At 36.2% G+C, this 12725-nt stretch carries 16 protein-coding genes and 1 pseudogene; 6 read left to right on the top strand and 11 right to left on the bottom strand.

Going from position 1 to position 12725, the window contains the following annotated elements:
- Positions 1 to 60: 60 nt before the first annotated feature.
- The 5 genes from GQS55_RS18010 (at position 61) to GQS55_RS17990 (ending at position 4490) form a co-directional block, all read left to right on the top strand.
- Positions 61 to 1749, top strand: coding sequence for an ABC transporter permease (locus GQS55_RS18010; protein ID WP_159822991.1), 1689 nt, complete (start codon positions 61 to 63; stop codon positions 1747 to 1749).
- A gap of 9 nt (positions 1750 to 1758) precedes the next feature.
- A complete protein-coding gene (locus GQS55_RS18005) occupies positions 1759 to 2397 on the top strand; it encodes an ATP-binding cassette domain-containing protein (protein ID WP_159821818.1) in 639 nt (212 codons plus the stop codon).
- A gap of 37 nt (positions 2398 to 2434) precedes the next feature.
- Positions 2435 to 3133, top strand: a complete 699-nt coding sequence (locus GQS55_RS18000; protein ID WP_159821816.1) for a CDP-alcohol phosphatidyltransferase family protein — start codon at positions 2435 to 2437, stop codon at positions 3131 to 3133.
- Positions 3126 to 3947: a sterol desaturase family protein gene (locus GQS55_RS17995; protein ID WP_159821814.1), complete on the top strand. Its 822-nt coding sequence runs from the start codon at positions 3126 to 3128 to the stop codon at positions 3945 to 3947. The genes GQS55_RS18000 and GQS55_RS17995 overlap by 8 nt, the downstream gene beginning before the upstream one ends.
- Before the next feature lie 90 nt (positions 3948 to 4037).
- Entirely contained in the window at positions 4038 to 4490 is a 453-nt protein-coding gene (locus GQS55_RS17990) for a hypothetical protein (RefSeq protein ID WP_159821812.1), read from the top strand.
- Positions 4491 to 4682: 192 nt separating this feature from the next.
- Here GQS55_RS17990 and GQS55_RS17985 read toward each other — a convergent pair whose 3' ends face one another.
- The 11 genes and pseudogenes from GQS55_RS17985 to GQS55_RS17940 all read right to left on the bottom strand — a co-directional run bounded on the left by GQS55_RS17985 (position 4683) and on the right by GQS55_RS17940 (position 11034).
- Positions 4683 to 5093: a hypothetical protein gene (locus GQS55_RS17985; protein WP_159821810.1), complete on the bottom strand. Its 411-nt coding sequence runs from the start codon at positions 5091 to 5093 to the stop codon at positions 4683 to 4685.
- A 229-nt stretch (positions 5094 to 5322) separates the two neighbouring features.
- A complete protein-coding gene (locus GQS55_RS17980; RefSeq protein WP_159821808.1) occupies positions 5323 to 5700 on the bottom strand; it encodes a TfoX/Sxy family protein in 378 nt (125 codons plus the stop codon).
- Positions 5701 to 5733: 33 nt separating this feature from the next.
- The gene (locus tag GQS55_RS20230) at positions 5734 to 5976 is read right to left on the bottom strand and encodes a DUF6868 family protein (protein WP_328698900.1); all 243 of its coding nucleotides are present in this window, start codon (positions 5974 to 5976) and stop codon (positions 5734 to 5736) included.
- Between the two features lie 21 nt (positions 5977 to 5997).
- Positions 5998 to 6894, bottom strand: a complete 897-nt coding sequence (locus GQS55_RS17975) for a DUF2279 domain-containing protein (RefSeq protein ID WP_159821806.1) — start codon at positions 6892 to 6894, stop codon at positions 5998 to 6000.
- A 262-nt stretch (positions 6895 to 7156) separates the two neighbouring features.
- Positions 7157 to 7387 (bottom strand): annotated as a pseudogene (locus GQS55_RS20345) (GNAT family N-acetyltransferase); the annotation flags it as partial.
- Positions 7388 to 7443: 56 nt separating this feature from the next.
- A complete protein-coding gene (locus GQS55_RS17965) occupies positions 7444 to 7761 on the bottom strand; it encodes a heavy metal-binding domain-containing protein (protein ID WP_159821804.1) in 318 nt (105 codons plus the stop codon).
- Positions 7762 to 7975: 214 nt separating this feature from the next.
- The gene (locus tag GQS55_RS17960; protein ID WP_159821802.1) at positions 7976 to 8707 is read right to left on the bottom strand and encodes an SDR family oxidoreductase; all 732 of its coding nucleotides are present in this window, start codon (positions 8705 to 8707) and stop codon (positions 7976 to 7978) included.
- Positions 8708 to 8724: 17 nt separating this feature from the next.
- Positions 8725 to 9177 carry a hypothetical protein gene (locus GQS55_RS17955; protein WP_159821800.1) on the bottom strand — a complete coding sequence of 151 codons (453 nt, stop codon included), beginning with the start codon at positions 9175 to 9177 and terminating at the stop codon, positions 8725 to 8727.
- Positions 9178 to 9462: 285 nt separating this feature from the next.
- A complete protein-coding gene (locus GQS55_RS17950) occupies positions 9463 to 9981 on the bottom strand; it encodes a hypothetical protein (protein WP_159821798.1) in 519 nt (172 codons plus the stop codon).
- Positions 9982 to 10115: 134 nt separating this feature from the next.
- Positions 10116 to 10577 (bottom strand): YccF domain-containing protein, encoded by a 462-nt coding sequence (locus GQS55_RS17945; protein ID WP_159821796.1) that lies wholly within the window; start codon positions 10575 to 10577, stop codon positions 10116 to 10118.
- Positions 10578 to 10728: 151 nt separating this feature from the next.
- The gene (locus GQS55_RS17940) at positions 10729 to 11034 is read right to left on the bottom strand and encodes a hypothetical protein (RefSeq protein ID WP_159821794.1); all 306 of its coding nucleotides are present in this window, start codon (positions 11032 to 11034) and stop codon (positions 10729 to 10731) included.
- A gap of 453 nt (positions 11035 to 11487) precedes the next feature.
- Between GQS55_RS17940 and GQS55_RS17935 the strand changes: the two genes are divergently transcribed.
- Complete coding sequence (locus GQS55_RS17935; RefSeq protein ID WP_159821792.1) at positions 11488 to 12717, top strand: type III PLP-dependent enzyme; 1230 nt, start codon at positions 11488 to 11490, stop codon at positions 12715 to 12717.
- The last annotated feature ends 8 nt before the right edge of the window (positions 12718 to 12725 follow it).

Raw genomic sequence — 12725 nt, 5'->3', positions numbered from 1 at the left:
AAGCAAAAAAATAGCCAAAGCGGCAGTCAGTTAAATCATTCAACCGATTGGTTTACACGTATGGTTAAATTCAGCCCTAAGTTTTTACTGCTTTTATTAATTGTGCCTGTATTTGGCGGCTTAATTGGCGTTTTACTTCCTGCTTTTGGTTGGGCACCCGCGCTGAGTCAATATGAATTTGGCCTGCAGGGTTTTAACGCTCTTTGGCAAACATCAGGTTTTGGCCAGATGATCGGCTTAAGTCTTGCGACAGGTTTAGTGAGTACGTTACTCGCTTTTGTTGTTACCTTAATGATCCTGGCAGCGTTCTTTAATAGTGTGTGGTTAGATCGTATTCAACAAGTTTTAAGTCCTATTCTTGTTATTCCTCATGCGGCGGCGGCAATTGCGGTTGGATTTTTAATTGCACCATCGGGTATGATTTCTCGTATATTTTCACCTTGGTTAAGTGGTTGGGAATTAGCGCCTAATGGTATTTTTCCGCACGATCCTTACGGTATTAGTATCATCTTAGGTTTAACCTTAAAAGAGCTACCATTCTTATTGTTAATGGCTTTAGGTGCATTAGCACAACCTGAACTAGGTAAAAAACTTCGCCAACAACATAAAGTAGCGCTTAACTTAGGCTACTGTCCAATGACTGCCTTTTTTAAAGTCATACTACCTAGCTTATATCCTTTATTACGTTTACCACTTCTAGCCGTATTAGCTTACGCTAGCTCAAGCGTCGAAATGCCGCTTATATTAGGACCTAATACGCCACCAACACTTGCTGTTGCTATTATGCATTGGTTTAACGATGTTGATTTAAATTTACGTATTAAGGCCTCAGCAGGGGCTTTAATACAACTAGCACTAACAGGTGGTTTGTTAGCATTATGGCTTGCAGGTGAAAAACTTGTTAAATGCTTATTTTGTGAATCACTCACAAATGGCAGGCGCGAATACGGTGGCTCTTACTGGCAAAAAGTGACAGGTGCGATAACGATATTAGTTATTAGTTTTATTGGCCTAGCTTTACTTGGTTTAGTGCTTTGGTCAATTGCAGGTTTTTGGCGTTTCCCGTCGGCACTACCTGATTCATTTACTTTATTACACTGGAAAAGTGCTGTAATGCAAATGGGCGAGCCTTTAGTTAACACCCTTGTTATCGGTATCATAACGACATTAATTGCGATTTCATTAACGCTACTTTGCTTAGAATCAGAGCAAATAAAAGGAAAGTTACTGTCACGCTTTACCAGTTTAATTATTTATATTCCTTTGCTTGTGCCTAGTATTGCGTTTTTATTCGGACTTGTTTGGATACAACAATTAATAGCAGTACAAGTCAGTTTTATTAGCTATATTAATGTGGTGATAGCGCATTTGTTGTTTGTTTTACCCTATGTGTTTTTGTCTTTGGCGAGTAGTTACAGACAATTAGATTCACGTTTTGCTATTGTTGCTGCCAGTTTAGGCACTAAACCTTGTAAAGTGTTCTTAAAAGTAAAACTTCCGCAGTTAATTGCACCGATTTTAATTGCGGCTGCATTAGGTTTAGCAATAAGTTTTGGTCAGTACTTACCAACATTATTAGCTGGCGGGGGACGTATAACTACCATTACCACAGAAGCTATCACCCTAGCTAATGGCGCAAGTCGACGTACCAGCGCTGTGTACGCACTTATGCAAATGTTATTACCGCTTATTGGTTTTATATTGGCGTGGGTTTTACCTAAGTTTATTTACAAAGTTGCACATCGTTAAGGTTATTAAATGCAATCATCTTTACATATAAAGAATTTACAATTGTTTCGTCAAAACGAGTTATTACTGAGTTTAAACGAACAAGTTAATGGTGGCGAAATTCTCACACTTATGGGGCCGTCGGGCAGTGGTAAATCAAGTTTACTTAACTGGCTAACCGGCGCTCTTCCATCTGGCTTTCATGCCGATGGAGAAGTGTGGTTGAACGACACTAATATTACCTTTACACCTGCACACCAACGTCATGTTGGCGTTTTATATCAAGACGCTTTGTTGTTTTCTCATTTATCAGTGGCAGGTAATATCGCTTTTGCTATGCCGCCGGGTAATAAAAAACAACGTCTTGATAAAATAGAAGCTTCATTAGCGCAAGTTGGCTTGAAAGGTTTGGCTGATCGTCACCCTGATAACCTTTCTGGCGGACAGCAAGCACGTGTTGCATTGCTTCGAGTATTACTAAGTGAACCCAAAGCCATTTTACTGGATGAACCTTTCAGTAAGCTAGATTCACAATTGCGTGAAGATACCCGTGAATTAGTGTTTGAACAAATTCGATATCATCAACTGCCTGCGATTATGGTTACCCATGACCATAGTGATGCAGAAGCCGCAGATGGAAAAATCATTACCTTAAGCAAGCTGAACTAAAGATTAACCTTAGTTTAGCTAAAACAGAGTAAGTTGTATGTTAGACAAATATATCACGCCCGTTATAAAATCATTGTTAACACCTGTTGTTAGCTTATTGCACAAACGTAACATCACTGCCGATCAATTAACTTTTTATGGTTTTTTAGTGGGAATGCTGGCAGTGCCCTTATTAGCGTTTCAGTTATGGTATTGGGCACTTGCTGCTATTGTCGTAAATCGTATTTTAGATGGTTTAGACGGCGCACTCGCACGTTATGCTAATCAAAGTTCGAGTGCTGGTGGTTTTTTAGATATCACCTTAGACTTTTTATTTTATGCGGCTATTCCATTAGGTTTCATCTTTGCCGATCCTGAATTGAATGGTATCGCAGGGGCTGTCTTACTCGCGACATTTATTGGGACAGGCTCAAGCTTTCTCGCTTTTGCTATTGCTGCTGAAAAATTCAAAATTGATAAACCACAATTCAAATATAAAAGCTTTTATTACCTCAATGGTTTAACTGAAGGCACTGAAACTATTGCTTTGTTTGTTGCCTTTTGTCTTTGGCCACAATCATTTCCATGGTTAGCGCTGTTGTTTTCATTTGCGTGTATGATTACTATTTTTACCCGTATACATGGTGGCTATAATACACTTAAAGCGCAAGAAGCCTTATTGAAAGAACGCACGGCTGAATTTGAAAGCAATGTAAACACGAATACCGTTGAAGAGACCGAGGTTAAAAATGACTAACGAAGTTTGGTGGCGTCTTGGTTGTTTTTTTAGTGTACTCATTATTATGATGCTACTTGAATGGCAAAAACCGGCACGACAATCTCCTATTAGCAATGCTAAACGTTGGAGGGCTAACTTCGGGTTAGTATTTGCTTCGTCAATACTTGCGCGTTTAACGATTCCTATTGGTTTAACCGTTGTTGCGCTTTTTAACATGGACAACGGTATTGGCTTGTTTAACCAAGTTTTCTATACCAATCTAAATTTACCTGATTGGTTAAAAATTGTATTAAGTTTATTGATATTAGACGTAGTGATTTATTGGCAACATAGAATGTTCCATGTAGTTCCACTGTTATGGCGTTTACATCGCGTACATCATGCTGATGCGCATGTAGACACAAGTACAGGGTTACGTTTTCATCCGATTGAAATTGTATTAAGCATTCTTATTAAATTAATTGTGGTAACGGCTTTAGGTGCTCCTGCTATAGCGATATTAATTTTTGAGATCGCTTTAAACGGTTTGGCCTTGTTTAATCATGCAAACATACGTCTACCTAAAGCTATCGAGAAACCTTTACGTTTATTATTGATGACGCAAATTTTACATCGCATTCATCATAGCCAAGTAGTATCAGAAACAAACAGTAATTATGGCTTTAGCGTGATTTGGTGGGATAGGTTATTTGGTAGCTATAAAGAAAGTGCAATTAAAACAGATCAACAGTTAGATATTGGTCTTAAAGAATATCCAGCAGATGAAAAAAGCACCACTATGCTAACGTTGCTTTCCATGCCATTTAAAGAGGTAAGTAAAAAGACAAAATAAATAAATTAAATATAATTTTTTTGAAAGTTATCAAGCGTTACTCGGTCTATTTGGCAGTGAACAAAACTTTTATTTAATTAAGGAATTTATATGTCGAACACCGCCCAATCAACCCAAAAGTCAGGATCTTTACAATTAGCAAATACTGATTTAGAGAATAAACTTCAATGGTCTTTATTTTTGTTACGTTTAGGCGTATTTATTGTGATGTTTATCTGGACGATTGATAAATTTGTTAATCCAGGTCATAGCATTCGTATTTTTGAAGGTTTTTATAATATTGGTGGTTTAAGTGAAACGATAGCCTATATTTTAGGTGGTTTACAGCTTATTTTGGTTTTCGCTTTTCTTTTTGGTATTAAAAAACGTATCACTTACGGTATTATTTTCCTTATGCATGCTGGTTCAACGTTTTCTGCTTACGAACAATACCTTGATGCGTTCAAACACTTATTATTCTTTGCTGCATGGCCTATGCTTGCTGCTTGTGCTGCTCTTTATTTACTAAGAGACGCTGATACTAAGTTTACAGTAGGAAGCTAAATCAGCCCTCAAAGGTCGGTAGTAAAATATTTGTATTAAATTATCGCTGTTAATTTCTAATCAGTGATAGCTTTACTCTGCGATAGCTCTAATTCGTGATAGTTAAGCATGTTCGATACGAAAATTATTTAGTGAAACTAGGACTCGTAATCGATCCTAGTTTCATTTCAAATTAAGTTTTTTCTAGTAGTTTCAAGGTAATACTTTAATCTGATTTAAAGAAGTAACCCTTACATGAGTTTGAAAGTAATACTTTGTTGTTTTTCTACCATCCACAGCTAAATGAATTTTTACACGCTTAGCTTCGCCAGTGACTTCAACTGTTTTATTAATAAAGAATATCTCAGGAGAAACGCCATACTTTATCGTTAATGCATCAATTAATTTTGGGTGTATAGCGACAGTAATATTCCTTCTATCCCTATAATTAGTTTCTGTATTCAAAAAGATAACATTATTTTGACTACCCGCAGCTTTGATTGGGAATTGAAAAGTACCTTTCACACCTCTTGGGGCATTTGCTTCACTTAATGCGATTAAGTTCATAATACTTGTAATATCGGTATTTGAGTTGAATGTTGATGTTGAACTACATCCACTCATACCAGTTTCATTAATTAAGTGGTCTACTTTATACGCAGGAAAAATGGCCAAATACAAGGAATTTATTTTAATAACTAGTTGTTCTAATTATTAAATAAATAACGCAGTAGTTGGTTGTTTTAACCAGTAGAAATGATCACATAGTTAGTGAGATTGGTATCATTATTAGCATAGACAGTAAAATTAAATATCTCATTATGTCGTTTTTCTCGTCAGGTTTTTTTTATTTTTATTTGTGCATTTTATTGATATATTTACTTTTTTTAGGCAGTTTAGGTTGCTTAGGTGGTAAAGAGTCAACGTATGTAATGCAGATGTTTACCCAAGATGCTAAATCATCATCAGATTCAAAGCCATCTGAAAGAACATAAACCATGCTTTTTATCGGTTTTCCAGTAAAGTCCATTTCCTTTGCATAAGGTTCAGATAAGCACTTTTCGTAATTTTCTGGCCCTATACGAGCCATAAGCTTATCACCAATTATTCCACAGCACATGTGTTTAGAAAGTAAGAAACATAAACCGCCAAACATTCTTTTTACCACTAGATCTTGACGATCTTGTAAGTGCTCCAAAAGTCTTTCTTCTAAACCGCGATCAAATGCCATAATGAACTAATAATTTTTATGTGGGAGTTGGTATTAAACCATTATTTTTAATGCGATATATGGCGAAAAATTCAGAAGTAGAATTGCTATTTTATAATTACCTAAATATTTAAAATATAGCGAAGGTAGCTCTGCTGGATTCATGCCCATTAGTTTACTATGAAGATTCGTAGTAAAGCTTTTAAACACCATAATGAATAATGCTGAAAATGTGTAAACACTCATATTAATTAAAGTGCACCATCCGAAAAAAGTAGTTATTTCACTAATGTTCATCATTTATTATCTCCGTAAAGATTACTGTGGTTCGGCAAGCATCGAGCGGCTTTTTATATTTTCGCGAATTGAAATTCCTGGCACTTGAATATATTGCGTAAGAGTATTGGCATATTTACCTACTTTGCCTAATTTTTTGCGGTACGGTTTAAAAATAAGCTCAGATAAATTTAAACTAATACCAATAAATGTTTCTGAGGTTTTATAATCAGTGAATGGACGGTCATCCTTTTTAAAACCACGACTGTAGTAACCTACTTGGAACTCTAAGTATTTAAGTGGGGTATTTTTAAACATATCAATACCACTCAATTTTGTCACTGCTAAGTATTTTAAACCTGAATAATCCGTTACAGGATGAAACCCTTTCATGCCTCTCGATGGAGAATACTCTATTCTTAAATCTAGCGTATCTCCCAAGATATCAGGGTATTTAGCTTTTAAATATGACACGCCAATACCTGTTGTATTAGCAATTAAATCTTCATAACTAAAACCATGATCTGAAGAATAGCCGTCGAATATTTCAACGTATAACATTAATCCCCAACTAACATAAGCACTGTATTTAGCCGAAGACTCAATGCTATAGCCTTTTTTATTCATACGATGGGTAAGAAACTCAGTCATTACGTAAGATGAATATAAGTGCCCTAATTTATCTGCGCCACCACTACCGGTATCCATTCCGAACCAGCCTTCATCATTAAACTTAAAGCTTGAACTTCCCCATTCCCATTCTTTGGCGCCTAAGTATGTAATACCTCCAAATACCCCTGCAATCTCTAGCCAGTTTTCAGTGCTTGCTTCAGTTAAGTTTGCATAGTCAGGTAGTACAAAATCTTTTGGCGCTTCTTTTGCCTGTATAGATTGAAAACACAAAACAAAATGAATAAATAAAAAGATAAATTTTTTCATGCACAGTAGTCCTTTATAAGGGAGGGAATTATAGTAAATGATGATATATAACAAATAAATTAGTCACTATATTTTACAGCAAAAAATATAATAAAAGTGAGTTGTTCAGCCGTTATTTTAAAAGCGCTATGTCTTCATTTTTGATCAAAAATCATATTCCTTTTTTATAAATAACATGAAAGTAACCTCGGGGCCTGTTTTCAGAGAGGGCAACTAATTTAAGGCTTATATACATTAAGTAGTAAACATATTTGATACTTATTTACTCGAGGCCAATATCCGTGATTGAAAAATGATGGCTAGCAATAGTAAATCTTTCACGTAGATAAAACCTATGCGCGGGGAATCGTTGAACATCTGAATCTAAATGCAGTTGCTGACAACCTATTTCTTGTGCATATTTTTTAAACCAGTTAATTAAGAGGGTTCCAGCGCCAGTTGAACGATGAGCAGCACTTGTGACAAGATCATCAATATAAATATATTTACCCCAAGCGAGCTTTTCACCTACATTAAAGAGCGATACTAAGGCATGAAAAAGTCATAATATTATTTTTTTAATTTAACTGCTGTTCCAAAGACCATAATTTCAGATGAACCATCCATTATCGCACTTGTAGTAAAGCGAATGCCAACAATGGCATCAGCTTCTTTTTCCTGAGCACTTGCAATAAGACGTTGAATTGCTATATCTCTTGCGTCAGTTAACATCTCCGTGTAACCGCGTATTTCACCACCAACGATATTTTTTAAGCCAGCCATAATGTCACGGCCAATATGCTTTGCTTGGACTACATTGCCGGTAACGACTCCAACAATTTCTGCTATTTCTTTTCCTGGGATAAACTCAGTAGTCGAATAAATCATATAATTTCCTTAAATATAATGAGGTTGAAGAATAACTCATTTATTGTGAATTATCCGTGAAATAGGTGTACTTAATATATTACCTTTAGTCGAAATAATGTCTTTAAGAGTATAAAAATACTTTCTGCTTTGGCTGAATGAGGCTTTACTTGCTAAATGTTGAATAATTAAGTAATAGACTATTCTTTGAACTGTGTAATGCTTAGTTATAAAGCTATTTGCCACCAGCTATATCAATAAATGAACCGGTAATAAATGAAGCCTCATTTGATAATAAAAAAGCGATAGCAGCCGCTACTTCCTCAGGCTTACCACCTCGTTGTAATGGTATTGATGATTTAACACGTTCAACTCTATTCACTTCACCGCCATCGGCATGCATTTCTGTATAAATAAACCCTGGCCTCACACAGTTTACACGAATATTTTTATTTGCAACTTCAAGAGACAATCCCGTGGTTAAAGTATCAATCGCGCCTTTTGACGCTGCATAATCAACATATTCCGCAGGAGAGCCTAGCCTTGAAGCCGCAGACGATACATTAACTATTGCACCACCTTCAACCATTCTATTTATCGCTTCTCTGCAGCATAAAAAGTAACTTGTGACATTAGTCGTTAATACTTTATTAATTCTTTCTGCTGTCATTGCTGATATCGGCATTTGTGGAAATAAAATCCCAGCGTTATTAACCAAGTGTGTAATTTTACCCAATGATTGATCAATTGTATTAAAAAGACGAATAACATCCTTTTCTTGAGATACATCTGCTTGTACGGCAATAGCAACACCGCCATTGTCATTTATTTCAGCGACAACTTTATTCGCTTCAATTTCATTTGAAATATAATTTACGCAAACAGCATAACCTTGTATGGCTAAATGTTTAGATGTCGCGGCACCAATGCCTCTGCTACCGCCTGTAACTAAAACGATTGGTTTCATGAATGCTCCGTTTAAAGTTATAACTGGGCACTTTCGCTACTAAAGTGTGACCATACTTGAAAAGTACCAATGGCATACAATAGCCCAATAGTGAAAGTAATACCTGAGCTAACTAGCCAAAATGTTAAACTGTTTTCTGGAAACATTGGCATTATACTGACGAATGCCAGACTACGGATTAAGTATATTGCAGAGATTAAAACTAAGCCTAAACGAAGAAATGGCATTTTAAAAATTACTCGCGCACCTGATAGGGCATACAGAGACCAAACTGACAGTATAAGAACAATGACTAACGTGACTACAGTTGGATACCAATGACCATTTTCAGCCATTTTTGCCATTTGTTCTCCAGCACCAAAAAAGCGATACCAATTACCACCAAATATAATGCAGCCTAAATGAACTAGAGCGGCAAGCGCGCTACATATTGAGCCAATGATTAAAAATTTATTCTTATCGGTGTACACAATACTTCCTTTAATCCCTAATAACTTATTAAGAGCCCATAACGTTTCTTTTAAATGACTTATCTAATGGTTAATACACCCATTAGGTAACAAGCCAAATATTTAATAGCCTACCAGGCATTAAAGCAAAGTACCTGCCACTAATATTCCACCACAATACAGTATGATCATGCTTCGCTTATGACCACGAATATTTCCTTTTGAGTGTTGAAGTTACTACAAGGCCACCATATTAAAAATATACTCAGCACTGCCTTGGATGCTAATACTTAATGAGCAGATTGTTTATTGTAGAAATATTTCGTCATCATCGATATAACAAGCTTTTACAGGTGAGGGATTATTACTTTTATCAATGAGCCAGCATTCTTCGTAAATAGAACAATAACAAAGTTCTATTTTTATTTGAGTATCTGCTTTTAGAAGGTCTTTTACCTTCTCACCTTTATATGAAACTGGAGTAACACCTTTTTGAGGTGATAAGGTCCGATTGCTAATATGCGACTGTATAATATTCTGAAAAGCCTCTATTTCGCTCCAAGTCTTTATATATTTAGTACCATATTTAATTTTTGCATATTTAATTAAAGCAGGGCCAGTACCATTATTACTTACGCCGTAACTAAAGGATGAATTAGGGTTAACGCTTCTGAATATTTCTAATCTAGGCCATACGGATGATTTCGCATATTCACGATCGATATATGCTGAATATATCGAAGTGAAAGCGGTGACTAAACCAATTAGCAGTGCCGATAAGGCAACTATCATGTCGGGGCTTTTATACCACTTAATACTATCCATAACTTATTACTCTTTAACTAATCTAATACTGGGGAAATAAGGGGCCAATTAACGGCAGGTTTAACGGCAAAAATTGTTGGTTAGCATGGTAAATAAAGTGCAATAACCAACAATATTTTCTGTAGTAAATTTGACTATTTGTTTGATCTTAAATTTGCAACTTCAACTTCTGCATTAGCATTACGAGCCGCAGTTGCAACCTCTTTCGTTACAACAGTTTTACCTATTGGTGAAAGTGAGATACCCGCAAGTTTCAAATGTTGTAAAGAAAATGGGATACCTATAATGGTAATAAAACAAGCTATAGCGGAAAAGACATGCCCTAAAGCTAACCAAAAGCCAGCAAAAATAAACCAAATAATATTACCTAACATTCCCAAACCACCAGTACCAATGTCTTCGGATTGTGTTAATTCATTACGAGCGATGGCTTCTTTACCAAAAGGAAAAAAAGAAAAGCCAGCCATAACAAAACAAGCGCGTCCCCAAGGAATACCTACAATACTAAGAAAGGCTATAAGCCCAAAAAAGCACCAAGCTAAGCCCATAATTACGCCACCGAATATAAACCAAATTAAATTGCCAATTGTTCTCATTTTACTTCCTTATATTAAATTACAATAGTTGATTGATAACCTAAACAAATAGCCCTTCATTAAGCGGCAGATTATATAGTGGTTAAAATAAGCGACGCAGCAGCAAAAGCCAACTGTTTTTTTGTCCCTGTTTAATTTTTTGAACTATAGACTACAGTATATATGCCATTATTAATTGCAAAATAGCTATGCTACCCATGAGATACATAACCAATTTTCTAACTTTCAAAAACCTGACAACTTTATCATCAGAAATAGTAGCGAAAAAACCGCTCTTAAGTGACGCTGATAAATTAGCGTTTGTCACTGAGCCTTTCGCTTCTCCCATAGAGTTTTCGGATAGTTTTTCCCACTCTTCTGGATAAGTTGAAGATAAATATTTACACATATCTTTGAATAACTTGATTTGAATAATAACAAGTAAAAAAATGATGCTTAATGGGATAAAAATATTCAAGTGCCTAAATCTCCTGTACGTATAAGGTCTCGTTAAAAGACAAAATTACATTACGTTATTTAATCATCTTAACCTACTATGTTTTTAAAAACTCTATAGCTAACACCACATTATACAACTAAAACCCTTAGTTTTTAGGTATGATATACAAGGAGTTAAAGATATGCTAAGTAAGCCATTGATGAATGTTATTGATCGATTCTTACGCTAATTTATTTTTTTAAAATAAATGTTGCACAAATTTAAAACTAACATTATTATCTCGCCGCTTCTTGATGATAGCCAATCCGAGTACATTACAAATTTAGTTTGTAGCAAGGCAATGAGTAACTATCCAAGAGTGAACTTGACTGTGCGAAGCACTATTAATATCACTTAACTGACTCGTAGATAAACCTTATCCGAGCGGTTGCTTAGAACGTAATTAATGCGTTCTTTTACTCGGAGAATACCATGGCTTTATCAACAAAATTAGAAGGATTCCAAATCAAAGTACCTGCAGTTACGGCTGCGGCTAACGAAAGTGAATGCTTTGCTTATACGCAACCGACCAATCAAGAAATTGAACAACTAGCAGCACAATATGGTGCGCCTTTAATGGTGCTTGATTGCGAAGCTATTCGTCGCCAATACCATGCACTTAAAAATGCACTACCGAGCGTAACCTTACACTTTGCATTAAAACCTTTGCCATTAGCCGCAGTGGTGCGCACATTATTAGCAGAAGGCGCAAGCTTTGATCTTGCTACCAGTGGCGAAATTGATTTAGTTGCAGGTGAGGGCGTACCAAGTGAGCGCACTATTCACACACACCCTATTAAACGCGATAGCGACATTCGCCATGCATTAGCTTACGGTTGTACTGTGTTTGTAGTGGATAACATTAACGAACTAGAAAAATTTATTGCTTACAAAGATCAAGTCGAAATTTTAGTACGTTTAAGTTTTCGAAATAAAGATGCATTTGCTGATTTATCTAAAAAGTTTGGCTGTAGTCCTGAAATGGCCATTGAGATCATTACCTACGCACAACAGTTAGGTATTAGAATTAAAGGACTATCGTTTCATGTTGGATCGCAATCGCCAAACCCAACTAAATACGTAGACGCAATAAACGCCTGTGCGAAAATAGTTTTACAGGTAAATGAACTTGGGTTACCTGCATTAAGCACATTAGATATAGGCGGCGGCTTTCCGGTGCCGTACAGTGCTGACGTGTTACCAATTGATGTGTTTTGCGCGCCAATTAACGTCGCCCTTGCTCAATTGCCAGAAACCATGCAAATACTTGCTGAACCTGGTCGCTTTATTGTTGCAAGTTGCGTAACCAGTGTGGCATCTATAATGGGGCAAGCGGTACGTGAAGGCAAAACATGGTACTACTTAGATGACGGTATTTACGGATCATTCAGCGGTTTAATGTTTGATGAAGCGACATACCCAATCGACAGTGTAAAACAAGATTTCACGCGTTTTGAATCTGTACTTGCAGGCCCAACATGCGACAGTATTGATGTAGTAAGCGAATCGATTATGTTACCTAAACTAAATAATGGCGACTTAATTGTTAGCCGTATGATGGGTGCTTATACTCTAGCGACCGCTACCGACTTTAACTTTTTTAAACGCGCAGAAGTTGTGGTATTAAATGAACAACTGCACAAGCAAGAATTAACGGGCTAAAAGCCTAG

This window comes from Colwellia sp. 20A7 (assembly GCF_009832865.1).
GTDB lineage: Bacteria > Pseudomonadota > Gammaproteobacteria > Enterobacterales > Alteromonadaceae > Colwellia.
Note: the sequence above shows the minus strand (reverse complement) of the source record. Positions and strands in the feature narration are given on the sequence as shown.

What these genes read in the sequence shown, in the direction of transcription:
- GQS55_RS18010 (WP_159822991.1), top strand. Translation starts at nt 61, where the DNA reads ATGGTTAAATTCAGCCCTAAGTTTTTACTGCTTTTATTAATTGTGCCT.
- GQS55_RS18005 (WP_159821818.1), top strand. Translation starts at nt 1,759, where the DNA reads ATGCAATCATCTTTACATATAAAGAATTTACAATTGTTTCGTCAAAAC.
- GQS55_RS18000 (WP_159821816.1), top strand. Translation starts at nt 2,435, where the DNA reads ATGTTAGACAAATATATCACGCCCGTTATAAAATCATTGTTAACACCT.
- GQS55_RS17995 (WP_159821814.1), top strand. Translation starts at nt 3,126, where the DNA reads ATGACTAACGAAGTTTGGTGGCGTCTTGGTTGTTTTTTTAGTGTACTC.
- GQS55_RS17990 (WP_159821812.1), top strand. Translation starts at nt 4,038, where the DNA reads ATGTCGAACACCGCCCAATCAACCCAAAAGTCAGGATCTTTACAATTA.
- GQS55_RS17985 (WP_159821810.1), bottom strand. Translation starts at nt 5,093, where the DNA reads ATGAGTGGATGTAGTTCAACATCAACATTCAACTCAAATACCGATATT.
- GQS55_RS17980 (WP_159821808.1), bottom strand. Translation starts at nt 5,700, where the DNA reads ATGGCATTTGATCGCGGTTTAGAAGAAAGACTTTTGGAGCACTTACAA.
- GQS55_RS20230 (WP_328698900.1), bottom strand. Translation starts at nt 5,976, where the DNA reads ATGAACATTAGTGAAATAACTACTTTTTTCGGATGGTGCACTTTAATT.
- GQS55_RS17975 (WP_159821806.1), bottom strand. Translation starts at nt 6,894, where the DNA reads ATGAAAAAATTTATCTTTTTATTTATTCATTTTGTTTTGTGTTTTCAA.
- GQS55_RS17965 (WP_159821804.1), bottom strand. Translation starts at nt 7,761, where the DNA reads ATGATTTATTCGACTACTGAGTTTATCCCAGGAAAAGAAATAGCAGAA.
- GQS55_RS17960 (WP_159821802.1), bottom strand. Translation starts at nt 8,707, where the DNA reads ATGAAACCAATCGTTTTAGTTACAGGCGGTAGCAGAGGCATTGGTGCC.
- GQS55_RS17950 (WP_159821798.1), bottom strand. Translation starts at nt 9,981, where the DNA reads ATGGATAGTATTAAGTGGTATAAAAGCCCCGACATGATAGTTGCCTTA.
- GQS55_RS17945 (WP_159821796.1), bottom strand. Translation starts at nt 10,577, where the DNA reads ATGAGAACAATTGGCAATTTAATTTGGTTTATATTCGGTGGCGTAATT.
- GQS55_RS17935 (WP_159821792.1), top strand. Translation starts at nt 11,488, where the DNA reads ATGGCTTTATCAACAAAATTAGAAGGATTCCAAATCAAAGTACCTGCA.